The organism is Luteimonas sp. A478 (genome assembly GCF_054052025.1).
Map to the genome: position 1 here is coordinate 1 of NZ_JBSVRF010000005.1, position 21826 is coordinate 21826.

19 protein-coding genes are annotated in these 21826 nt (G+C 65.6%); 6 read left to right on the forward strand and 13 right to left on the reverse strand.

All coding sequences use genetic code 11. The features are described from left to right. The first annotated feature begins 369 nt into the window (after positions 1-369). A complete protein-coding gene (locus ACW7G3_RS10580) occupies positions 370-831 on the forward strand; it encodes a DUF192 domain-containing protein (RefSeq protein WP_456982722.1) in 462 nt (153 codons plus the stop codon). A gap of 55 nt (positions 832-886) precedes the next feature. Beyond that, positions 887-1732: a SirB1 family protein gene (locus ACW7G3_RS10585; RefSeq protein ID WP_456982723.1), complete on the forward strand. Its 846-nt coding sequence runs from the start codon at positions 887-889 to the stop codon at positions 1730-1732. Positions 1733-1763: 31 nt separating this feature from the next. Here the strand turns inward: ACW7G3_RS10585 and ACW7G3_RS10590 are convergent, their stop codons facing one another. Next, positions 1764-2030 carry a rubredoxin gene (locus ACW7G3_RS10590; RefSeq protein ID WP_456982724.1) on the reverse strand — a complete coding sequence of 89 codons (267 nt, stop codon included), beginning with the start codon at positions 2028-2030 and terminating at the stop codon, positions 1764-1766. Between ACW7G3_RS10590 and thiE the strand changes: the two genes are divergently transcribed. Further along, positions 2029-2655 carry a thiamine phosphate synthase gene (thiE, locus tag ACW7G3_RS10595; RefSeq protein WP_456982725.1) on the forward strand — a complete coding sequence of 209 codons (627 nt, stop codon included), beginning with the start codon at positions 2029-2031 and terminating at the stop codon, positions 2653-2655. The two genes, ACW7G3_RS10590 and thiE, sit on opposite strands and share 2 nt — an antisense overlap. A gap of 69 nt (positions 2656-2724) precedes the next feature. After that, positions 2725-4017, forward strand: coding sequence for a glutamate-1-semialdehyde 2,1-aminomutase (gene hemL, locus ACW7G3_RS10600; RefSeq protein ID WP_456982726.1), 1293 nt, complete (start codon positions 2725-2727; stop codon positions 4015-4017). A 9-nt stretch (positions 4018-4026) separates the two neighbouring features. Here hemL and ACW7G3_RS10605 read toward each other — a convergent pair whose 3' ends face one another. From ACW7G3_RS10605 to ACW7G3_RS10615, 3 genes are all read right to left on the reverse strand, one after another. Then, positions 4027-5244, reverse strand: a complete 1218-nt coding sequence (locus ACW7G3_RS10605) for an acetylornithine transaminase (RefSeq protein ID WP_456982727.1) — start codon at positions 5242-5244, stop codon at positions 4027-4029. 66 nt (positions 5245-5310) lie between these two features. Next, on the reverse strand, positions 5311-6132 hold the full coding sequence (locus ACW7G3_RS10610) for an SDR family oxidoreductase (protein WP_456982728.1): 822 nt from the start codon (positions 6130-6132) through the stop codon (positions 5311-5313). Between the two features lie 41 nt (positions 6133-6173). Further along, positions 6174-6836 (reverse strand): serine/threonine protein kinase, encoded by a 663-nt coding sequence (locus ACW7G3_RS10615; protein WP_456982729.1) that lies wholly within the window; start codon positions 6834-6836, stop codon positions 6174-6176. A gap of 65 nt (positions 6837-6901) precedes the next feature. Between ACW7G3_RS10615 and ACW7G3_RS10620 the strand changes: the two genes are divergently transcribed. Then, positions 6902-8890, forward strand: coding sequence for a VTT domain-containing protein (locus ACW7G3_RS10620; protein WP_456982730.1), 1989 nt, complete (start codon positions 6902-6904; stop codon positions 8888-8890). Here the strand turns inward: ACW7G3_RS10620 and ACW7G3_RS10625 are convergent, their stop codons facing one another. Genes ACW7G3_RS10625 through ACW7G3_RS10645 form a run of 5 tightly spaced genes read right to left on the reverse strand, consistent with a single transcriptional unit; the run spans position 8891 to position 13113 of the window. Beyond that, entirely contained in the window at positions 8891-9481 is a 591-nt protein-coding gene (locus ACW7G3_RS10625; RefSeq protein ID WP_456973302.1) for an LON peptidase substrate-binding domain-containing protein, read from the reverse strand. It lies immediately after the preceding gene. Continuing rightward, the gene (gene glsA / locus ACW7G3_RS10630) at positions 9481-10524 is read right to left on the reverse strand and encodes a glutaminase A (RefSeq protein WP_456982731.1); all 1044 of its coding nucleotides are present in this window, start codon (positions 10522-10524) and stop codon (positions 9481-9483) included. Before glsA ends, ACW7G3_RS10625 begins: the two co-directional genes overlap by 1 nt. Further along, positions 10524-11963 (reverse strand): UDP-N-acetylmuramate:L-alanyl-gamma-D-glutamyl-meso-diaminopimelate ligase, encoded by a 1440-nt coding sequence (gene mpl, locus ACW7G3_RS10635; RefSeq protein WP_456982732.1) that lies wholly within the window; start codon positions 11961-11963, stop codon positions 10524-10526. The genes glsA and mpl overlap by 1 nt, the downstream gene beginning before the upstream one ends. Continuing rightward, positions 11941-12531: a hypothetical protein gene (locus ACW7G3_RS10640; protein ID WP_456982733.1), complete on the reverse strand. Its 591-nt coding sequence runs from the start codon at positions 12529-12531 to the stop codon at positions 11941-11943. The genes mpl and ACW7G3_RS10640 overlap by 23 nt, the downstream gene beginning before the upstream one ends. 3 nt (positions 12532-12534) lie before the next feature. Further along, positions 12535-13113 carry an adenylate kinase gene (locus ACW7G3_RS10645; protein ID WP_456982734.1) on the reverse strand — a complete coding sequence of 193 codons (579 nt, stop codon included), beginning with the start codon at positions 13111-13113 and terminating at the stop codon, positions 12535-12537. 142 nt (positions 13114-13255) lie between these two features. On the opposite strand from ACW7G3_RS10645, the gene ACW7G3_RS10650 reads away from it, so the two are divergent. After that, positions 13256-14512, forward strand: a complete 1257-nt coding sequence (locus tag ACW7G3_RS10650) for a 6-phosphofructokinase (RefSeq protein ID WP_456982735.1) — start codon at positions 13256-13258, stop codon at positions 14510-14512. Positions 14513-14565: 53 nt separating this feature from the next. On the opposite strand, the gene ACW7G3_RS10655 is transcribed toward ACW7G3_RS10650, so the two are convergent. Genes ACW7G3_RS10655 through ACW7G3_RS10670 form a run of 4 tightly spaced genes read right to left on the reverse strand, consistent with a single transcriptional unit; the run spans position 14566 to position 21780 of the window. Next, positions 14566-15519 carry a DUF6708 domain-containing protein gene (locus ACW7G3_RS10655; protein WP_456982736.1) on the reverse strand — a complete coding sequence of 318 codons (954 nt, stop codon included), beginning with the start codon at positions 15517-15519 and terminating at the stop codon, positions 14566-14568. Next, a complete protein-coding gene (locus ACW7G3_RS10660; protein WP_456982737.1) occupies positions 15519-18116 on the reverse strand; it encodes a T6SS effector BTH_I2691 family protein in 2598 nt (865 codons plus the stop codon). Before ACW7G3_RS10660 ends, ACW7G3_RS10655 begins: the two co-directional genes overlap by 1 nt. Continuing rightward, entirely contained in the window at positions 18113-18988 is an 876-nt protein-coding gene (locus ACW7G3_RS10665) for a DUF4123 domain-containing protein (protein WP_456982738.1), read from the reverse strand. The genes ACW7G3_RS10660 and ACW7G3_RS10665 overlap by 4 nt, the downstream gene beginning before the upstream one ends. Before the next feature lie 2 nt (positions 18989-18990). Then, positions 18991-21780: a type VI secretion system Vgr family protein gene (locus ACW7G3_RS10670; protein ID WP_456982739.1), complete on the reverse strand. Its 2790-nt coding sequence runs from the start codon at positions 21778-21780 to the stop codon at positions 18991-18993. Between the last annotated feature and the right edge of the window lie 46 nt (positions 21781-21826).

The following is a 21826-nucleotide window of genomic DNA, read 5'->3' on the forward strand; positions in this document are numbered from 1 at the left end:
TCCCGACCCCTCGCAACTTCTCGAGGGGAGCCGCACATGATAGCGCGGATTTGGTTTCTGTCAACACCTCGTGAGGGTGACTTTTTCCGTTTCGCTTCCCATTCAGTCGGTGACCGTCCGGGGAGCGAGCCGCACATTCTAGCGCCGAATTGAAGAACGTCAACACCTCGTGGGATATCTCGGTTCCTCTCCCGCTCAGGTCCGCCGGGCTAGGCCGGCCGCTCTCCGTTGCGGGCCGCGCATTGTGCCCAAGTTCGCCGGAAGAAGGAAGGGGCTGTTGCCGATCTCCCGCTGTCGGGCGGCCCCGCGCTTGACCCCCGTTGCAGCCATGGTTGATCGTTCCCGACTCACCATGAAGGAGTACCCCCCATGTTTTCACCGCGCTCCCTGTTCACCAGGCTTCTGCCTGTACTGGCACTCCTGCTTTCCAGCGGCTGTGCGAGCGGGGGCAACTGGGTGGAGGTTGGCGGCAAGCGCTTCACGGTGGAGATTGCCGCCAACGATGAAGAGCGCGCACGGGGACTGATGTTTCGCGACCAGCTCCCGGCTGGCGCCGGAATGCTGTTCATCCATGACCGGGAAGAGCCCCAGGCGTACTGGATGAGGAACACGCTGATCGCGCTGGACATCCTGTATTTCGATCGCGACCGCCGGCTGGTGTCGCAGCAGCGCGATGTACCGCCGTGCTCGGCCGACTTGCGCTGCCCGTCCTACCCCAGCCGGGCGCCCGCGCTCTATGTGCTTGAACTCAACGCCGGCGAAGCCGCACGGCTGCAGCTGGAGGAGGGTGCGCACATGCGCTTTGGGCCGGGCATCCCGGTTGCGGACTGAACCGTTGCACCTCGCATCCTTGTGCGCGCCCAGCCGCGGTCCCAGTCTTTGATGCATGAGTACTGACCTTCTCCTGCCGGGCTGGAACGCGCTGGCCACGCTGGATGACGCCGACATCCCCCTGTTGGGCACGGCGCTGCTGATTGCGCGCGACGAGTATCCGGATCTTGAGCCGCAGTATTACGAACAGATGCTGGCGCACCACGTGGAGCAGCTGCGTCCACGGATCGAGCCGGTCGAACCCTGGCCGATGCGGATGCTGGCCATCAACGCGTACCTGTTCGACGAGCTTGGCTACAGCGGCAACCACGACGAGTACTACGACCCGCGCAACAGCTACCTCAACGAAGTGTTCGAGCGCCGACTGGGCATTCCGATCTCTCTGGCAGTGGTGCAGATCGAAGTGGCGCGGCGGCTGGACATGCCGCTGGAGGGCATCTCCTTCCCCGGTCACTTCCTGGTCCGCTTGCCGGTTGATGACGGCATGCTGGTCATGGACCCCTTCAACCGGGGTCGCCCCCTGGACGCGGAGGAGCTGCGCGAACGGATCCAGCCTCATCTTGCCGGAATGCAGATCGACGACCAGGCCCTGCACCAGGTCCTGAACCCGGCATCGCACAGGAGCATCCTGGTCCGCATGCTGCGCAACCTGCATGGCCTGTATGCGCAGGATGGCGACTGGGCGCGCGCGGTCCGAAGCGCCGATCGGATACTGAAGCTGACTCCGGACAATCCCCCGGCGCTGCGCGATCGCGGCATGGGATACCTGCACCTGGGCCATCGCCACGGTGCGCGTGCGGACCTGGGCCGCTATCTGCTGCTGGACCCGAACGCGGACGATGCCCGCCAGGTATATGAATCGCTGGCCGAGGCCAGCAGCGGCAGCGCCCGGCTGAATTGAGCCACCGGGCGGCCGCGGGAAGATTGGCGCGTCAGACCGCCATCATCTCGAAATCGTCCTTGGTCACGCCGCAGTCGGGGCAGGTCCAGTCCTCGGGCACGTCCTCCCAGCGCGTTCCTGCTGCGATGCCTTCTTCGGGCATGCCGACGGCCTCGTCATAGATGAATCCGCAAACCACGCACATCCAGGTCTGGTAGGCAGTCTGCGTGGCGGTGGCGTTCATCTGATAATGGGTCCTGTTGCGGCTGGAGAAGCGGACATTGTCCCACCGCTTGCCGCGCCACGGAAACCGCCACATGAATGACAAGTCAGCCGCCGCGCGCGGCCTTTACCTGATCACGCCGGATGAATGCGATACCCCGCGACTGCTGGAGCGCGTCCGCGAGGTGATCGACCTGGCCACTTGGCTGCAGTACCGCAACAAGGCAGCCGATGCCGGGTTGCGCGGTACCCAGGCCGCTGCGCTGAGAGTGCTGTGCACCGAAGCGGGCGTTCCGCTGATCATCAACGATGACCCCGAACTCGCCCGGGCGTGCGGCGCCGACGGTGTGCACCTGGGTGAAGACGATGGCGGAATCGCGGCCGCGCGGGCTCTGTTGGGGGACTCGTCCATCATCGGCATCTCCTGCTACGACGACCTGGAGCGGGCGCAGCGCATGGCCACTACGGGCGCCGATTACGTGGCATTTGGCGCATTTTTCCTCAGCACCAGCAAGACCACCAGCCGCCGCGCCACCCCGGAGCTGCTGCGTGAAGCCGGCGCGCTGGGCCTGCCGCGAGTGGCGATCGGCGGGATCAACGCCGACAATGCTCCAGCACTGGTGGCCGCCGGTGCGGACCTGATTGCGGTGATCGGCGCGGTTTTTGACGCCCCCGACCCGCGCGCTTCCGCGCAGTCCCTACGCCAGGCATTCGGTGCCTGACCACTCGCCGCTGCCGGCCACCCGATTCCGCCGCAAGGCGCCCTCCCCCATTACCCAGGAACCCTCTCCATGAAGCACGACAAATCCCAGGCCCTGTTCTCCCGTGCCAAGCGCCTGCTCCCGGGCGGCGTCAACTCGCCGGTGCGCGCATTCAACTCGGTGGGCGGCGAACCATTCTTCGTGGAACGTGCCGACGGTGCCTACCTGTATGACGTGGACGGCAACCGCTACATCGACTACGTAGGCTCGTGGGGGCCGATGATCGTTGGCCACAACCACCCGAAGGTGCGCGAGGCGGTGGCGGAAGCGATCGGCAACGGCCTTTCCTTCGGCACGCCCTGCCCGGCCGAGGTGACCATGGCCGAGACCATCACCCGGCTGGTGCCGTCCTGCGAGATGGTGCGGATGGTCAACTCCGGCACCGAGGCCACCCTGTCGGCGATCCGCCTGGCGCGCGGGGCCACCGGGCGCCAGCGCATCGTCAAGTTCGAAGGCTGCTACCACGGCCACGGCGACTCATTCCTGGTCAAGGCCGGCAGCGGCATGCTGACCCTGGGCGTACCCACTTCACCGGGCGTGCCTGCGGGACTGAGCGAACTGACCTCGACCATCAGTTACAACGATTTTGAAGGCGCGACGAAGCTGTTCGATGAAATTGGCAGCGAGGTGGCCGCGGTGATCATTGAGCCGGTCGTGGGCAACGCCAACTGCCTGCCGCCGCGGGAAGGCTACCTGCAGCACCTGCGCGAGCTGTGCACCAAGCACGGCGCACTGCTGATTTTCGACGAGGTGATGACCGGTTTCCGGGTGGCGCTGGGGGGCGCACAAGCGCGTTATGGGGTGACCCCGGACCTGTCGACCTTCGGCAAGATCATCGGCGGCGGCATGCCGGTGGGCGCCTATGGCGGCCGCCGCGACCTGATGGAGCAGATCTCACCGGCCGGGCCGATCTACCAGGCGGGTACGCTCAGCGGCAATCCGGTGGCGATGGCCGCAGGGCTGGCGATGCTGGAACTGGTGCAGGAGCCGGGTTTCCACGACCGCCTGGAAGCCACTGCCAACGCGCTGTGCGACGGTTTTGAAGCCGCCGCGCGCGAGGCCGGCGTGCCGCTGACCACCACCCGCGTTGGCGCGATGTACGGCCTGTTCTTCAGCAGCGAAAAGGTGGACACCTACGCCGGTGCGACCGCGTGTGACATCGATGCGTTCAAGCGCTTCTTCCACGCCATGCTGGAGCGCGGCGTATTTGTGGCGCCTTCGGCGTACGAGGCCGGCTTTATCTCGAGCGCCCACGATGCGGCCGTAGTGGAGGCCACGCTGGACGCCGCACGCGAGGCCTTCAAGGTGGTCGCGGCCGGGTGAAGCACCCCTTCAGGCGAGGGCGACCAACGCCTGGCGCAGCCGCGCCAGGCCATCGGCCAACTCGCCGTCGTTGATGGTCAGGGCCGGCACGAAGCGCAGCACGTCCGGCCCGGCCTGCAGCAGCAGCACGCCGCTGGCAGCTGCCAGATCCAGGATTTCGCCCGCGCGGCCGGCATGGGCCGGGGTCAGCTGGGCGCCGAGCATCAGCCCGCGCCCACGAACCTGCGAGAACAGCCCGAGATCCGCGTTGATCGCTTCCAGTCCCGCGCGCAGCGCCGCCGACTGGCGCGATACGTTGCTGGCGATCTCACGCGAGGCCAGCTTGCGCAACGCCACCCTGGCCACCGCGGCCGCCAGCGGGTTGCCACCGAACGTGCTGCCATGGGCACCGAACTGCATCGCCTCGGCCACTTTTGGGCCGGCCAGCATCGCGCCCACCGGGAAGCCGCCACCCAGCGCCTTGGCCAGGGTGACAACGTCGGGCACCACCTGGTCATGCCAGTGGGCGAACAGGGTGCCGGTGCGCCCCATCCCGCACTGGATTTCATCCAGCACCAGCAGCGCGCGGTGGTGGTCGCACAGCTCGCGCAGTCCGCGCAGGTACCCGGGCGCGGCCGGCGTGACTCCACCTTCGCCCTGCACCGGCTCCACCAGCACCGCGGCCACGTCGCCGGCGGCCATGGCGATCTCCGCCTGCACCAGGTCATTGAAATCAACGTAGCGGAAGCCTCCCGGCAGGGGCTCGAAACCGGCCTGGTAGGCGGGCTGGGCGGTAGCAGTCACCGTGGCCAGCGTGCGGCCATGGAAACCACCGCGGAAGGTGAGGATGACCCGCCGCTCCGGTGGACGGCCTTCGCCCGCGGCCCATTTGCGTACGAGCTTGATCGCAGCTTCGTTGGCCTCTGCGCCGGAGTTGCACAGGAACACCCGGGAGGCGAAACGGGAAGCCTCGACCAGTTCCTGCGCCAGCCGCAACGGCGGCTCACTGTGGAACACATTGCTGGTATGCCAGAGTTTGCCGGCCTGTTCGGTCAGCGCCCCAAGCAGGTCAGGATCACCGTGGCCCAGGCTGCACACGGCGATGCCGGCGGCCAGGTCGACATAGTCACGCCCCGCGTTGTCCCACAGCCTGGCTCCCTGCCCCCGCTCAAGCACCACTTCGCGCTGGCGATACACCGGCAGGTAGTAGCTGGACAGGGGCAGCAGATCATCAGGGGTCTGGTTCATGGCGCGATCGGGCAGGTGGGAACTGGCCACATTCTCGCCCATCCCGCACCGGTTGGTGCCAGCGGTTCAGGGGTCGAGGAAGAGGTCCGGCAGCAACGGCTGGGTCGGGTCAACCGCGTAGCCGGAGAGGTCCGTCACGCCGGCTTCGGCCAACACCTCGTCATCGATCAGGAACCGTCCTGAGAATCCTGCGGCTTCGCGCACCAGCACCGCGTGTGCAGCGTCGGCAAGAATGTCGGGAGTGCGGCAGCGGGCCGCATCCACGCCCGGAATCATGCGGATGGCATCGGTAGCGATCACCGTGCGCGGCCACAGCGCGTTGACTGCCACGCCGCGCTGACCGAATTCGGCCGCCAGCCCGATGGTCACGAAGCTCATGCCCATCTTGGCCAGGGTGTAGCCGGTGTGCGGACCCCACCACTTGGGGTCCAGCGATGGCGGCGGGGCCAAGGTGAGGATGTGCGGATTGGCGGCCTCCAGCAGGTGCGGCAGGCAGGCCTGGGCGCACAGGAAGGTGCCTCGCGAGTTGACCTGTTGCATCAGGTCGAACCGCTTCATCGGTGTATCCAGCGTGCCGCGCAGCCAGATCGCGCTGGCGTTGTTGACCAGGACGTCCAGCCCGCCGAATTCGGCCACGGTGGCTGCAACCGCCTCGCGGACCTGGTCTTCCTCGCGGATATCGCACTGGATCGCCAGCGCGCGGCCGCCCACGGCCTGCACTTCCGCAGCCACGGTATGAATGGTGCCGGGCAGCTTGGGATTGGGCACCCCGGACTTGGCCACGATGGCGACGTTGGCGCCATCGCGCGCGGCGCGCAGGGCAATGGCCCGGCCGATGCCGCGCGAGGCGCCGGTGATGAACAGCGTTTTGCCCTTGAGCGTGGTCATGTTGCGTTCTCCTGCCCGCTGCGGGCTGTCATGGCAGACGGTCATGGCTTGGGGCCCTGGCCCTCGTTGTCTTCCCACTTGAGGATCCGGCGGGTGATGAAGCGGTACACCGGCTTGCCGGTGCGGAACCACAGGTCACGCACCCAGGAATGCCGCTTGAGTACGCGCTTCTCCACCGGCGTCAGGTGCTCGCGGCAATACATGCGTTTGTGCTTGAGCAGATGGCGCAGGTCTTCGCGGGCCAGCAGCCGCATCCAGCGCGAGCGCGGTTTGCCGACCACCGCCAGCTGGAAGTCGATGATCCCCGGACCGCCGTCTTCCAGCACCAGCCAGTTGGCCTCCTTGGCCAGGTCGTTGTGGGCCAAGCCGCGGCGGTGCAGCTCCTGCAGCTTGCGGCGGGCAGCGCGGAAATATGCCAGGTCGCCACGCGGCGGGCGTTGGTACATGGCCGCACCGGCCATGTAGCTGCGGTCCAACCGCCGTCCATCCCATTCCAGCAGCTGGGGCACATCAGCCATGCCGCGCACCTGCTCCAGCCCGCGCGCCTCGCGCCGGGCCAGCCACCACGCGGGCAGCCGCAGCCACAGCGGCACGTGACGCAGGTCGCGCCGCACGAATACGCCGTGCGATCCGCGCATCAGCGAAATACGGCCGAAGCTGTCGGCTTTGAGCGCCTGGATTTCGATCGCGGCTTCTTCCTTCATCCAATCATTGTAAGGTCGCGCTGCGGGTAGCGCGGCGTTGCAAGTAGCGCTGCCATAATTGCGCGATGAATGAAGCCTGGCTCGACAGCCTGCTGACCTGGATCAGCGCCCACCCCGTGGCTGCAGGCGCGGTGATCTTCCTCATCGCCTTCCTGGATTCACTGGTGATCGTGGGCATCGTGGTGCCGGCCATGCCGCTGCTGTTTGCGGTGGGCACGTTGATCGGGCTCGGCCATATCGATGGCTCCTACGCGATCGCCTGCGCCGCGGCCGGGGCGTTCAGTGCCGACGCACTCAGCTACTGGGTCGGTCGCCGCTGGGGACCGCAGATGCGGGAGCTGTGGGCATTCCGACGCTACCCGCAGCTGCTCGACCGCGGTGAGAACCTGTTCCGCCGCCACGATGTCAAAAGCATCCTGGTGGCGCGGTTCGTGGGTGCGGTGCGGCCGTTCGTTCCGGCCATTGCCGGCATGCTGCGGATGCAGCTGCGGCGCTTTGTTCCATTCAGCGCGCTTGCCGCGGTGGCATGGGCAGCGGTGTTCCTGGCGCCGGGCTGGATCTTTGGGGCTTCCTACGAGGCCGTGGCCGCAGTCGCAGACCGCCTGGCGCTGGTACTGGTGGCCCTGCTGGCAGCGTTGGCGCTGGTATGGGCCTGCGTGCTCTACACCTGGCGCTGGTTCGATGGCCGCACCAGTGAACTGCTGGCGCGTGCGCTGCGCTGGAGCCGTTCGCGCCCGCGGCTGGGCCGCTACGCCGAGGCCTTGATCGACCCGCGCCGGCCAGAATCACCCTCGCTGGCGATCCTGGCGGTGCTGCTGATCGGCATCGGCTGGGCGTGGTTCGCACTGCTCACCACCGTGTTGATGAAGGGCGAGCCGCTGGCGATCGACCAGAGCGTGCACGCCTTCATGACCACGCTGCGCAACCCGTTGGCCGACCGCCTGATGGCCGGCCTGGCCTCGATCGGAAATGCAGAAGTACTGGTGCCCGCGGCGGCGCTGGCCATGATCTGGCTGGCATGGCGGCGGCGCTGGATGGCGATGGCGCACTGGACGGCGGCCATCGGCTTCGGCGTTGTATTGACCGGGCTGTTGGAGGCGGCCATCAGCATGCCGCCACCGCCAAGGGCCCACGGCAGCTTCGGCTTTCCGTCCATGAGCGTGACCATGACCACCATCACCTTCGGCTTCTTCGCCGTGCTCATTGCGCGGGAACTGCCGGGGCGTTCACGGGTGTGGCCCTACCTGGTCTCGGGAATCGTCGCCACGCTGCTTGGCTTCGCCCGCATCTACCTGGGCGCGCACTGGTTGAGTGACGTTGTCGGCGGGATGCTGCTGGGAATCGTGTGGCTGCTGGTGCTGGGCCTGGCCTATCGCAGCCATGTGAACCGCTCGTTCTGGATGCGCCCGCTGGCGGCCATCTTCTATATGACCTTCGCCGTGGCCGCGCTCTGGCACGCCCCGCGCGCCATCGACCCGATGTTGGCCAGCCTGTCCCCACCACCGCCGGCCGCGACGATGTCCGCGCAACAGTGGTGGCAGGAAGGTTGGCGTACGCTTCCGCCGCAGCGCAACGAGCGTGACCATGAGCTCCGCTGGCCCTTGGACGTGCAGATAGCCGGGCCACTGCAGCCATTGCAGGCAGAGCTGGAAACCCGGGGCTGGGTGGCCCAGCCACAGGCGGACTGGATCGCGACGCTCGGCCTGCTTGACGATGATCTGGCCCCGGCCGAACAGCCGGTCCTGCCCGCCACCCTGGATACCGAAGCCGAAACCCTGCTTCTGCGCAGGGACGCCGGCCCGGATCGGGCCCAGGTGTTGCGCCTCTGGCGTGCTCCGGCCGCGCTGACCGATGGCACGCCGCTTTGGGTGGGCACGGTGCAGACGCTGCACTACACGCGCCCTTTCAACCTGTTCGGACTGTGGCAGCCCCGTGCTGATGAACATGGCGCCTGGGATCAACTGCGCGAAGCGGTGGAAGGTCTCGACACCCGGGTGGAACCGCACCCGCAATCACAGCTGCCGGTGCTGCGTATCCGGATTGCCCCGGACTGATCAGGGCTCGGCTTCGGAGACGAACTCCAGGATCCACTGCAGCCGCGCGTGCGGGTCCCGCTCCTGCAGAAGACCCTGCCGCTGGTCGTCAACCAGCGGCAGCAACTCAGCCAGTCGCCAGCCGATCCATGCGGCTTCCTGCAGCCGCGGCTTGGCGATGGCGTTCAGATCGGAGCCTATCTGCTCCAGGATCCGCACCAGCAATTCGCCCAGCAATGCGTGCTCGGGGCGCAAGGGGGCCGACGCGTCCTCTTCGACCCAGGCGATGTCGGCCATGACCAGACCGTTGTCGCGCACCCGGGTACGTTGCACCTGAAACCGCCGCGCCCCGCGGACCCGCAGCGCCAGCAGGCCGTCCGGCCCCTGGTCGAAATCTTCGATCAGCGCCTCGGTGCCCCATGCCGCTGGCGTGGCCGCGACGCCGGCCTCGCTACCCTCCACGATCATGCACACACCGAAACCGCCACCGCTGCGCCCGACCTCGCGCACCAGGTCCAGGTAGCGGGGTTCAAACACCCGTATCCCCAGCGCCGCGCCCGGCACCAGCACCGTATGCAGCGGAAACAACGGCAGGCTTGCCTGTGTCGTCATCACCAACCTCCGGATCCGCCGCTGCGGTACTCCGGCGGCGCCGCCGCGCCGGACACGGGCGCCGACATCAACAGGTCCAGGCCCAGCCGCCGCGACAGGAACTGGGTGGCCAGCTGTCCGCGCACGCTGTTGCCCGCCTCATCCAGCGGCGGGGCGAAAGTGCCCATGCCACCCTTGCCTGGCGAAATGGTCACGATGCCGCCACCGATGCCGCTCTTGCCCGGCAGCCCGACTTCGTAGAACCAGTCGCCCGAGGTTTCGTACAGCCCGGCGGTCACCATCACCGCCAGCGCGTAGTGGCAGGTGCGCGGCTTGACCACCTGCTCGTTGGTCAACGGATTCATGCCGCCGGCGGCCAGGGTGGCGCCCATCACGGCCATATCGCGAGCGGTCACGTCCAGGCAGCATTGGCGGGTATACAGCTCCACCGCCTCTGTCGGGTCGCAATAGATAGCGCCCTTGCTGCGCAGCAGCCAGGCAATGCTGCGATTGCGGTAATTGGTGTCGCTGGCAGATGCATAGACTTCCTGGTTCAGCGTCAGCTCGCGGCCCGCAAAGCGCGACATCCCCTGCTGGATGAAGCGCCACTTCTCCTCGATGCCGCCGCCCGGCACCAGGCTGGTGGTGGCAATCGCGCCGGCGTTGACCATGGGATTGGAGCGACCGTCCACACCGCGCTCTATCGGTGCAAGCGAGTCAAATGCCTGTCCGGTGGCGTTTGCCCCCAGTCTCCTGCGCGCGGCCTTGGGGCCGATCAGATCGCAGATCAGTGCAAACACGAACGGCTTGGACACGCTCATGGCGGTGAACGGGCGTTCCGCATCCCCCACCGCAATCACCCGCCCGTTCGCGCTCACCACGCAAATCCCGAACAGGTCATGCGGCATCTGCGCCAAGGCGGGATAGACCTGGGACATCCCGCCGCGATCAACCCGTGAGAAACGCCGGTGCGCCTGCTGCAGCAGATGGGTGACGCGATCAACCGGCGGCAGATTGCCGGTTGAAACAAACATGTCATCGCGCTCGAGAATCCCGGTATCCATCATCCAGTTCCTGCACGGGCCCCCTGCAGGACGGTGAAGAACCGCCGGGGCGCATCGTCAAAACCACCGTTGGACATGAACACCACACGGTCGCCCGGGCCCACCAGATCCAGCAGGTTGGCGATCAGCGCATCCACATCGGCCACTGCGACAGCCTGCCCGCGCACGGCCGCCACTACCCTGGCGGCATCCCAGGCCAGTTCCGGCCGGTGCAGGAACACCACCGCGTCGGCATCATCAAATGCGGGGGCCAAGGCATCGGCGTGCGCCCCCAGGCGCATCGAATTGCTGCGCGGCTCCATCGCCACCACGATCCGTCCCGCGGGAGCACTGGCCCGCAGCCCGGCGAGGGTGGTGGCGATCGCCGTCGGGTGATGGGCGAAGTCGTCGTACACCACGATGTCGTCTACTTCGCCAATCCGCTCCATGCGCCGCTTGACGCTGTTGAAGCGAGCCAGCGCGGGGATCACCAGGGCCGGCTCCACGCCCACGGCCGCACACGCGGCGATCGCGCCGAGCGCGTTCATGACGTTGTGCCGCCCAAGCAGCGGCCAGCGCACCGTGCCCTGCGGGACACCATCGCGCAGGACCTCAAACACGCTGCCATCGGCTTCCACCAGGCGCGCATTCCAGTCGAACCCGCCGTCTATCCCGAACCGCTCCACCGGCGTCCAGCAGCCCATGTCCAGCACCCGCGCGAGGTTGGCGTCTTCACCGTTGACCACCAGCCGGCCGCCGCCGGGGACGGTCCGCACCAGATGGTGGAACTGGCGTTCGATCGCGGCCAGGTCCGGAAAGATATCGGCGTGGTCGAATTCCAGGTTGTTCAGCACCGCCACCCTGGGCCGGTAATGCACGAACTTGCTGCGCTTGTCGAAGAAGGCCGTGTCGTATTCATCGGCTTCCACCACAAACACCGGGTCGCTGCCCAGACGGGCGGAGACCCCGAAGTCATCCGGAACGCCACCGATCAGGAACCCCGCATCGCGCCCGGCTGCCTGCAGCAGCCATGCCAGGATGGTGCTGGTGGTGGTCTTGCCGTGGGTGCCGGCCACCGCGATGGTGGTGCGACCGGGCAGCACGTGCTCGGCCAGCCACTGCGCGCCGGAGGTGTAGTCGCGGCCGGAATCAAGCAGGGCCTCCACCGCCGGATTGCCGCGCGACAGGGCGTTGCCGACGATTACCTGGTCGGCATCGGCGCTGATGTGTTCCGACCGGTAGCCCTGGCGCAGGGCGATGCCCAGGCGTTCGAGCTGGGTGGACATGGGCGGATAGACCGCCTGGTCACTGCCTTCGACTTCAGTGCCGGATTCGCGCGCCAGCGCGGCAACGCCACCCATGAAAGTCCCGGCAATGCCGAGGATGTGGATCTTCAAGAGATTAGGTTTCCTTGGAACTTGGGAGCCGGAATTCACTCTACCCGAGACGTATCGTGGCATCGGCGCCACTGTTTACCTCAGCCACCGGAGGGGAGTCCGCGACGGCCCGCGCCAGCACGGCTTCGGCCAGCAGCAGCGCCAGCGCCAGGCCAAGGAGCAGGGCGCCTGCCACGGCAGGCGTGGTCCGAAGCGCCTGTTGCCACAGGGCAAGGTAACACCGCACCAGCCAGGCCATGGCCACCACCGTAGCGAGCCCCAACGGAACAAACAGCGCCAGGATCATGCCGGCCCCTGCCCGTTCCCCGCTCAGAAAAAGCAGTGCCACCACGGGGGCCAGCACCAGGTTGCGCAGCCCGGCCAATACGCCGGTTGCCTGCAGTGCCTGGGACAGCAGGTGGCGCCTTCGGGCAACCAGCATGACCGCAGCTACCAGTAGCGCCTCTATCGCCAGAGCGGACACGAACGCAGCCGGCGCCTGGCCAGGCGGTACGCCTACCGACACGCTCCAGGTCAGGCCCAGCGCAAACAGCCAGGCCAGCACCGCAGGAAGCGACCGGCCCGGCAGGATTTCAAGCGGTCCAGCCCCCCGCAGCCAGCGCCACCAGCGACTGGCCACCGGGCCCGGCACGACTCAGGCGGCGGTCTTGCCGGCGCCGATCGCGGCCATGATGCGGTCGAACACCTCATCCAGCCCGCCCACGCCATCGACCACGGTCAGCTGCCCGTGCTCGCGGTAGAACTCGATCACCGGCGCGGTCTGCTCGTCATACACCGTCAGGCGCTTGCGCACCGATTCGGGATTGTCGTCAGAACGACCCTCGGCCTTGGCCCGGCCGGCCAGGCGATCGATCAGCAGTTCGTTGTCCACTTCCAGCTGCACGGCGGCATCAAACGGCTGGCCCAGCCGCTCCAGCAGGTCGCCCAGCGCCGCGGCCTGGGCCAGATTGCGCGGGTAGCCATCCAGGATGAAGCCGTTGCGCACATCGTCGCGCGCCAGGCGGTCTTCCAGCATGCCCAGCAGGATGTCATCAGACACCAGATCGCCCCGGGCCATCACCTCCTTGGCCTGCAGTCCCAGCGTGCTGCCGGCGGCTACTTCGGCCCGCAGCAGGTCGCCAGTGGAGATGTGCGGAACACCCAGCTGCTCCTTGAGGCGCGCAGCCTGCGTTCCCTTGCCCGACCCCGGGGCTCCCAAAAGTACCAGTCGCATCTTGTCGCTCCTCGATCTGTTCGAATGCGTGAATTCCGACGGCACGACGGTAGCGATAAACTGCTTCCGGGCGCCTGCGGGCGCCAGTTTACTGCATCGGCCGGACCTCTCCGGCCGCTCTCACCATGGATACTGACTTCATATGCCCAAGGGAACGCTGCTTTACGCCCAATCGGGCGGCGTCACCGCCGTCATCAACGCCACTGCCTCGGCCGTCATTTCCACGGCCCGCTCACACCGGATCAAGGTGCTCGCCGGCCGCAACGGCATCCTGGGCGTGCTGCGTGAGGAACTGATCGATACCGGGCGTGAAAGCGCAGCGGCGATCCGCGCCCTGGCTCATACCCCGGGCGGTGCGTTCGGATCCTGTCGCTACAAGCTCGGCAGCCTGGAAGACCACCGCGCGAATTACGAGCGTCTGATCGACGTGCTGCGCGCCCATGACGTGCGCTGGTTCCTCTACAACGGCGGCAACGACTCGGCAGATACCGCACTCAAGCTGTCGCAGCTGGCCGCCGAATTCGACTATCCGCTCACCTGTGTTGGCGTGCCCAAGACCGTCGACAACGACCTGGCGCTGACCGACTGCTGCCCCGGCTTCGGCTCCGCCGCCAAATACACCGCCGTCTCCGTGCGCGAAGCCGCCCTGGACGTCGCCGCCATGGCCGACACCTCCACCAAGGTATTCGTATACGAAGCCATGGGCCGACACGCCGGCTGGCTGGCCGCCGCCGCCGGCCTGGCCGGCAACGGCCCCGACCAGGCCCCGCACATCATCCTTTTCCCCGAACGTACCTACGACGAAGCCGACTTCCTCGCCCGCGTGCAGCAGGTGGTGGACCGCGTGGGCTGGTGCGTCGTGGTAGCCAGCGAAGGTATCCGCACCGCCGACGGCAGCTTCGTCGCCGATGCCGGCGGTGGCAAGGATTCCTTCGGCCACACGCAGCTCGGCGGCGTCGCTCCGTACCTTGCCGGCCGGGTCCAAAACAAGCTGGGGTTGAAAGTCCACTGGGCCATGCCCGACTACCTGCAGCGCTCCGCCCGCCACATCGCCTCGCAGACCGACCTGGATCAGGCCATGGCAGTCGGCAAGGCTGCGGTGGAGATGGCGCTGGCTGGCCAGAATGCCGCCATGCCGGTGATCAAGCGCACCTCCGACAGCCCCTATCGCTGGAAGATCGAAGCGGCGCCGCTCAGCCGGATCGCCAACCGTGAGAAAAAGGTGCCTGCGCGGTTTGTGAGCAAGGACGGGTACGGCATTACCGCGGCTGCGCGCAGGTATCTCGAGCCGCTGATACGGGGGGAGGCGTATCCGCCGTATGGGCGAGATGGGGTGCCGAAGTACGTGGAGCTGAAGAATGTGCTGGTGGAGAAGAGGCTGGAGGGTTGGGACGGCTGAGGTTGCGGTTGCGGTTGCGGTTGCGCATCTCAGCCAACCAGCCCAAACGCTCCTCAGCGCAGCTCGGGGGGGTTGATCCACGAGTCGATGCTGTAGGGATCGTCAGGGGAAACTTTGTTGACGTCCTCGATCTCCGCTGGCCAGCGCGGCATCCTGCTGGTGCGCATGACCACCCAGCGGACCAGCGATTGCAGGAAGAAGAAGGGCCACAGGATGGCTCTGAACATATCGGCGACCGGATGGTCATAACGGAGCTCCGACATGATCACCTCGTACCCGGACCGGAACGACTCACGCTTCCCGTCCACCGGCATCGCGTGGCGAACATAGCCCGCCACCGACTCAGGACCTTCGGCCATGTAGCGGCGGAAGAACTCCCAGTGCGCATGAAGCAGGCGGAGTCCACCGGCACTCACATCCCCGCTCATGCCGAGCGCGAACGTCTCCAGCACCGTTTCCCGATCCTCGGCCAAGACGTGGCCGTGAATATGCCAGAAACGGAAATAGCTGAAATCGTAATCAAGGGTGAAATAAAGATCGGCCCAAGGCACGCTCAACACGCTGCCGTCCTTGCGGAATACGTGCACCATCTGGGTCTTGTAATTGAGACGAATGGGGTAATGCGTGTAGCCACGCCATTCGACACGGCCAAACCAGATTACCCCTATTCCGAACAAAATCGACGCCCCCCCCATGCCGACCCCAAAATTAATATGAGCCTGATCTGGCTCAATCTGGACGATCTCGTCCACCACAGTTGAAAAAACCGCCCCCCCAAACACAAAGACCATGATAGAGAACGCCAACACCATCAAAGATAGAAATCCTTTTCCCTGAAAATACTTGTCCACAACTTCTACATAGGTCGAGTTGAGCTTGATCACCATCAGGTCCGGATAGGGCTTTACATCCAAGCGTCTGTCCTGATCCAGATGAAAATTACGATCCTGATTGTTCAGCGGCCGATTGACGGCGAACTTCTTTATCAACCCGGTGTACCCAGACATCAAACAGCCCTCAGCGCGATTTCATAATTTTCCATCTCAACGCCGATGTCTAGATAGCGCTGACGCTCAAGCCCACCCCACAAACAACGCTCGAGCCAATCATGGCCCGGAGTGTCCTGGTGCCAGAGAATAAATACGGATGCCAATATTAGAAATACAAATGCAATGATTCCGATGAAGATCGCACTCGCGACGATGGCAAAAGCTAGGACGAGCCCAGAAAAACCCGAGACAGTGTAGGCGGCCGAGATGGAGTGGTTCTTCTCCTTAAACTCACTCCAGCCTCTAATAAAATCAAACATTGCCATCACCACACCCGCCACCACACCCACAGCCCTTCCGCCTATTTTCATAAACCTCCACAGAGTAGAGTGCCTCGCGTACCGCGGACTGAGATCACTCAAGTTATCAAGCGCGGTCCCGGCGGCCTCAACCGCCGCCGCCACTGAGCCGGTCGCAGTGGCAGCAAGGCGAGCCCATGACTCCACCCGCTGATGTCGCATGCCGGTCGTGGCATCCCGGTACAGCTGAAACAGAGCCATCGATGACAACAGGCTTGCGCCGACACCGGTCCTCACGCTGGTATCCATCGTAGTGCGCCAATTGAGCAGCTTTGCCTCCAAGAAATTACTCCGTTTGGCGCTCAATTGGGCACGAGTGATCAGCGTCCCATCTGTCTGCAGGCCAATGAATCCCGTAGTGATCTTCTGTCTGGAGTCGACCCCGTAGATCTGCAGCCGACGCAGCTCGGAGCGCACCGCACTGGACCCTTGCCGAAAACCAAGTTCGCGCTGAAATGCGAGCATCACCGAGCGCACGATCTTGTCGCTCGTTCCCTCTATCGGTACCCACTCCAGCGGCAAGTCTGCCGCCATCCCCCAAGCTGCAAGGCCGTACAGCCTGGGCTGGCCATCGACGACCTTGGACATCGCTTTCGCGGCCGGCGCCAACGTCTCCCGCACCAGGACCGCCATGAACGCGTCCAGCGTATCTGCACCAAGCTGCTTGGATGCCTCTCTGTACAACGAGAACAGCTTGTCCCACGGCAGCGTCGCGGCTTTCAGATTGCCGGTGGTTTCAGCCGCCGCAGCCACCTCGTCTGCGATCCTGTCCTGATTGAGAGAGAGTGCCCGTAGCAGCATATTGTTGCGATTTTTAGGCGTCCCTTCGAACCATTCCTCGTACAGCTTCGCCTGCGGCTCCTTGTCCGTGGTGCTGACGATGCATGACAACACTGCCCCCAGATACCCGGCACCACTTTGAATGTCATCAGGATCGTAGTTGCAGTTCAGATGAACCTGCAGTTTTTCGCTCTTCAGCAGGGCGACATGGGCGTCCGCCAAAGGCTTGATCACTGCCTGGTCCAGCGCCCTGAGCTCGCTCTCGTTTGTCTGTTGCCATTTCTTGCGCTGATCTTCGTCATATTTCGCAAGGTACCCGCCGTTCTCCCACGCATCCTGCCGCACCCGATCCAGGTCGGCAGGCGTCAACTCCAGCCCAGCTGTCGCAAGAGCGCCTGCCCCGGCCCCCCCGCGCATGTCCGCATAAGCCGAAATTCTGTCACTGGTGCGGCTCGCCGCATCCGAGGCAGCCAGGGCCGCCTGATGCTCAACGGTGTCACGAAGCTGTTGAATCGCCGCAGAAACCGCCATCGGGCGAATGCGATCCGGCTCGTGCAGGAAATCTTCCAAGCGCCAGTTCATCATTGCAGTGAGTTCAGCCGTGACGCCCACCGGGTCATCCAGCGCCACCATCAGCGGCGGCGGACCCGACACCGGCACCGGCACCGGATCATCCGGGCCCCTGCCCCAGAGCACGCCAGTGAAGTCTGAGCGCGCCCCGTACTCCAGGCTGTAAGGAGTAAATTCGAACGCAATGGAAGCTCGCACCGCCCGCACGGCGGCCATCGCACCCGACCCTATCCAGGTTTTGGCTACTTGGGCCGCTTCATGGTCACGATAGTGCGCCTCCGGTGCCTTCAGCGAATACTCCGGCAGCTGGCTCAGAATATCGGTGAGTGGACGCACATGGGCCTGCGCTGTCTTGCCGCTGCTCTGCACCCAGTCGGAGACATCAATGCAGCGCATATGTTTGCGCCGGTATATTTCGTTGTCATGTCGAGCCTTGACCGCACGCGTCCATCGGGTGTCACTGAACGCTATCCAGACCCGGGTTGCGCTCCCCGCATTTCGGATCTGGATGCAATTGGCCAGTGAGAGCGGTGCATTGCGGCTGCACATGGCCGGAGCATCCGGGCTTTCGCTGTCCAGCGGACCGTCGTCGATGTCGAATCGATCAAGCCGGCCAGCTCCATTGACCATGTACGCCGACCACTGCTGGCTCGCCTCTTCGTATACGTACAGATAACCACCTCGCAATCTACGAAGTGTGTAAGACGCATTATTGGTCCCCAGCTCTGGATAACTCGATGCGTCAAAAGGGGCCACGATCTGCGGAGCACGCTCGCTTTCCGGCACATCGTCTTCTGCCCACGCCACACCGTAGCGCAGCGGCATGATGGGCAATCCGATTACTGTGCAGACAGGACAGCGATGTTGCTTCTCCGACCCTTCGGACTGTTCTGACGAAGTGTTCATGCGTGCTCCTCCATGTGCTCTGCGCCGGCGCGCATACGTTGTTGCAATCCGGCGTCCTCCAATTCCTTCAGCCCGGCAGCCAGTGTCTGAATACCCTCCGCCGCGGCGCTCACCGCTCGTATGGCGAGCGGGTGCCTGACCCAGGCATCACCATGGCGCTCGGCCATCACCGCAAACCGGGACAGGTCGGCGGAGTCAGTCAGGCCGGCGGCAGCTGCCCGACACAGGTGGGCGTCAATACGTTCAACCAGATTTTTCAATGGATCATCCAGCGGCGGACGAAGATCCAGCTCCTTCATGCAACGGTTGACCAACAGCTGGCGATCAAGACGACCCCACTGACTCGCGCTCAGCGTAAGCCGCCGCGGTTCCATCACGAGCGGACATTCCAGCACGTGCCAGCTTGCATCTCTGGATTCGTACCACGCCCAGCTCTGAACGTGTCCCAGCAGGCACGCACGCTGATCCGGGTCCAGCCACCACGCCAGCGCGCTGAATACCCTCGGGTCGTGAAAACGAAGCCACACGGTTTCCCCTCTGCGCTTGGCAAGCAGCATTTTGGCACCAAGATGGCATGCCAGTGAGGGGGCACTCGCCTGGCTCTTAAGCAGCGCTGCGAACATCGGCTGCCCGGTTTCCACGGACTGGCAATCGTTGCGCTCGAGCAGTTCAACCTGTTGCTTATCGTCGACTGCTGCCAGCGGCAGCAGTCGGGGCACAAGGTGTGGCTGAGCGTCGAATTTCGGTTCTCGCAGCGGCAGGACCGGCAGATCCCGCCACCAGTCCTGGCGCACCCGCATTGGATTGATCAGTGCGAAGTCGTGATCGAACAGCTCTCGGTGACCCAGATCGTGGAGTTGCTCCAGCGCCATAATCAATTCATCGGCACAGTGGCGGCGCCGTCAGCCTCGGCCTGACGGGCGGTGTAGTCACAGAACTTGGGCTCCGCCTCACCGAATGCTGACGCCTGTCCGTTGGCCGTGACCGGCGTCGTCAACTCCCGCCTCGCAGCCTTGAACTCGATCGTCCCCGGCGCCCCCAGCTCGATATCCCCACCCTCCAACTTCAGATAAGCACCCTGCGCCGTCAGCAGCACATGCTTGCTCGGCGCCGCGATTTCCACATCCGCCTGGGTGCTGGCAATGGTGACGCTCTGTTTGGCAGCAACCTTCGCCTCGTTCCTGTGCGCCCGCGCGCTCACCTTGCCCTGCGCCGCGTGCAGGGCGATGCCCGTCTCCTGGTTCGGCTTGCCCGCCGGGCCGTCGCTGCCCTGGGTGAACAGGGCGATGCCGCCGCCGGCGGCAATCACCGTCTCGCCCTGACTCGCCCAGTCCAGGTCCGCGCCGGCCAGCAGGCTGGTCTGCGTGCCGGATACCCATGTCTGGTCGGCCGGGGTCAGGCTCATCAAACCGTCGGGACTGGAGGCCACCAGATGCGGGGCGCTCCAAGCAGACACTTCACCCTCACCGCCGCCGATGGCCGCTTCACCACCGCCCCCGGCTGCGCTGCCCTGTCGGGTCGCCTTCAAATGCTCTTGCACCTGCTGCAGAGACTGCTGGGCAGGCAGGGTTTCGGGATCGGCGGGCAAGGCGGCCTCTTGACTCCTTGCGGTATCCGCCAAGACCTGCAGCAGCTGCTCACCCTCGACCAGCTGGGACAGCGCCCCGCCCGCCTCCAGCTGTTGCTGGCCATGTTCAGTGGTCAAGAACAGGCCGCTGCCGGCGCGGATGGCGCCGCTGGCCTGGGTACCCAGTTCCGCACCAAAGCCGCGCTCGGCACCGCGCACGTTGTCCTGTCCACCCTTCAGGTGCCCCAGGGTCAGGGTGGTGGCGTGTTGGGTTGTAGCGGCCTGGGCGCGTCCCTGTCCCGGCGTGTCGTCCAGCCGCAGCAGCTGGTAGCCGCCGCTGCCGTCCTGACTGTTGGCGAGTGCCTGGCTCTTGAAGCCGGTGTAGACCGCGGCATGGTCGTTGCCGTCGAACCAGGCCGCTGCGTTGCCGGTCGCACCCACTCCGCCGCCGGCCACCTGGTTGTGCTGGGCATCGTCCTGCCCGCGACCGTTGTAGACGGTGCCGATCACCACCGGCCGGTCGATATCGCCTTCAAGGAAGGCCACCATTACTTCCTGTCCCCGCCGCGGAACCGCCACGCCACCCCAGTTGTCGCCGGCCCATGGCGTGGCTACCCGGACCCAGGTCCATGCGCCGCCATCTCCGGGCGCGTTGTCGTCCCCGCCCGGATGTGCGGTGCCGCTGCTCGCATCCGCACCGCGCTGCCAGGGGAACTGCACCTTGATCCGGTGGTCGCGATCAGTCAGTAGCGGACCGCCGTCGCTCACCACGACGGCGCTCTGGGTGCCATGCACGGTGGGTTTTGGATGCAGCCGGATGCCATGACCGTCAGCGGTGGTGGGCCGGTAGGACACCTCAGCCGGAATCACCGTGAAGCGGTTGCGATAGAAATCCGTATCCACCCCTGCTTCCAACCGTCGACGCACAGGATCCATGCTGTCCGCTGACAGCTCCGCCGGAAGCTCGGCCCCGGCCTTGGCTGCCGGACCCAACGTCTGCTCCAGCGCATCAAGCACTTCGGCGCCTAGGTTGTTGCGGGCCTGGTGGATGACTTCCAGGCACACGAACTCCCGGTCGTCGCTGTCACGCAAGGCGTGATGCTGGGTCAGTTCGAACGCCAGCCCCGGGGCCAGCCGGCGCCACGTGCCCTGTCCGCTGACTACGTGCGACCGCACCTGCAGCGCCTCCATCTGCCGCCGCGCGCGCAGTTCGCCCTGCGCGCCGTCCACCCAGGCACAGGGGCCGGCGGCATCCTGGTCGCCGGGCACCACGTTTCCGTGTGCCTGGCCCTCGGCCGAAGCCGGGCGCAGTCCACGGCTGCGGTAATCCCAACTCGCCCGCTCAATGCGTCCGGTCTGCAACCGGCGCGTGCGCATCCACTGCTGGATAGAATCCTCGCGCTCGGTGGCGTCGGCACGGTGGAAACGCACCGCCCCGCCATCGGCAAACGAATCGGAGTGATCACACAGCACCAGGGTGTGGCCGCCCAGCGTGGCGTCATCCGCGGCACCGGCGTGTTCGAACCAGTAGAAAATTCCTTCGTCCGCCAGCAGCCGGTGCAGGAAAGCGAAGTCGCTCTCTTCGTACTGGGTGGTCAGGCTGCGCTTGCGATACAGCGCGCGGTCGGCCAGTTCCCAGCGCCACGCTGGGGCGAGCGCACCGGCCTGCGCATAGTCAGCGAACAGGTCCTCGACGATCTCGATGACCGTCATGTCCTGGAAGGCGTAGCTGTCAAAGCGCTGGCCAAGGAACGCCAGCCACGGCTCGACCACCAGCCGGTAGCGCGCCAGGCCGCCGTTGCCGCCAAGCAGTTCGCAGTCGGTGACGTGGCCGTGGAAGGGGCGTAGATCGACGCCGGAATCAGCCGTCAGCAACTCCACCAGCACCGGCTGGCCGATCAGGTCGTCAAGAGACAGGTGCGCATCAACCGACAGCGCGGTCAGCTCAAGGCGGAAGCCGCCCTGATCGAAAGATTCGCGTGCCCCCAGGGTCTCGGCAACCAGAACGTCGCCGCCCAGCGGGGTGTGCAGCCGCAACAGCCGGTCATGCTGGCCCGGGGCGGCCAGCGCCGCCATCGCGATGGCGAGTACGTCCATGTCGTGCTCCTTGATGATCCATCATCAAACGCGCGGACAGCCGAGT

Excerpts from the sequence above, each read along its gene's own strand:
- ACW7G3_RS10580 (WP_456982722.1), top strand. The coding sequence starts at position 370 with ATGTTTTCACCGCGCTCCCTGTTCACCAGGCTTCTGCCTGTACTGGCA.
- ACW7G3_RS10585 (WP_456982723.1), top strand. The coding sequence starts at position 887 with ATGAGTACTGACCTTCTCCTGCCGGGCTGGAACGCGCTGGCCACGCTG.
- thiE (WP_456982725.1), top strand. The coding sequence starts at position 2,029 with ATGAATGACAAGTCAGCCGCCGCGCGCGGCCTTTACCTGATCACGCCG.
- ACW7G3_RS10590 (WP_456982724.1), bottom strand. The coding sequence starts at position 2,030 with ATGTGGCGGTTTCCGTGGCGCGGCAAGCGGTGGGACAATGTCCGCTTC.
- hemL (WP_456982726.1), top strand. The coding sequence starts at position 2,725 with ATGAAGCACGACAAATCCCAGGCCCTGTTCTCCCGTGCCAAGCGCCTG.
- ACW7G3_RS10605 (WP_456982727.1), bottom strand. The coding sequence starts at position 5,244 with ATGAACCAGACCCCTGATGATCTGCTGCCCCTGTCCAGCTACTACCTG.
- ACW7G3_RS10610 (WP_456982728.1), bottom strand. The coding sequence starts at position 6,132 with ATGACCACGCTCAAGGGCAAAACGCTGTTCATCACCGGCGCCTCGCGC.
- ACW7G3_RS10615 (WP_456982729.1), bottom strand. The coding sequence starts at position 6,836 with ATGAAGGAAGAAGCCGCGATCGAAATCCAGGCGCTCAAAGCCGACAGC.
- ACW7G3_RS10620 (WP_456982730.1), top strand. The coding sequence starts at position 6,902 with ATGAATGAAGCCTGGCTCGACAGCCTGCTGACCTGGATCAGCGCCCAC.
- ACW7G3_RS10625 (WP_456973302.1), bottom strand. The coding sequence starts at position 9,481 with ATGACGACACAGGCAAGCCTGCCGTTGTTTCCGCTGCATACGGTGCTG.
- glsA (WP_456982731.1), bottom strand. The coding sequence starts at position 10,524 with ATGGATACCGGGATTCTCGAGCGCGATGACATGTTTGTTTCAACCGGC.
- mpl (WP_456982732.1), bottom strand. The coding sequence starts at position 11,963 with ATGCCACGATACGTCTCGGGTAGAGTGAATTCCGGCTCCCAAGTTCCA.
- ACW7G3_RS10645 (WP_456982734.1), bottom strand. The coding sequence starts at position 13,113 with ATGCGACTGGTACTTTTGGGAGCCCCGGGGTCGGGCAAGGGAACGCAG.
- ACW7G3_RS10650 (WP_456982735.1), top strand. The coding sequence starts at position 13,256 with ATGCCCAAGGGAACGCTGCTTTACGCCCAATCGGGCGGCGTCACCGCC.
- ACW7G3_RS10655 (WP_456982736.1), bottom strand. The coding sequence starts at position 15,519 with ATGTCTGGGTACACCGGGTTGATAAAGAAGTTCGCCGTCAATCGGCCG.
- ACW7G3_RS10660 (WP_456982737.1), bottom strand. The coding sequence starts at position 18,116 with ATGAACACTTCGTCAGAACAGTCCGAAGGGTCGGAGAAGCAACATCGC.
- ACW7G3_RS10665 (WP_456982738.1), bottom strand. The coding sequence starts at position 18,988 with ATGGCGCTGGAGCAACTCCACGATCTGGGTCACCGAGAGCTGTTCGAT.
- ACW7G3_RS10670 (WP_456982739.1), bottom strand. The coding sequence starts at position 21,780 with ATGGACGTACTCGCCATCGCGATGGCGGCGCTGGCCGCCCCGGGCCAG.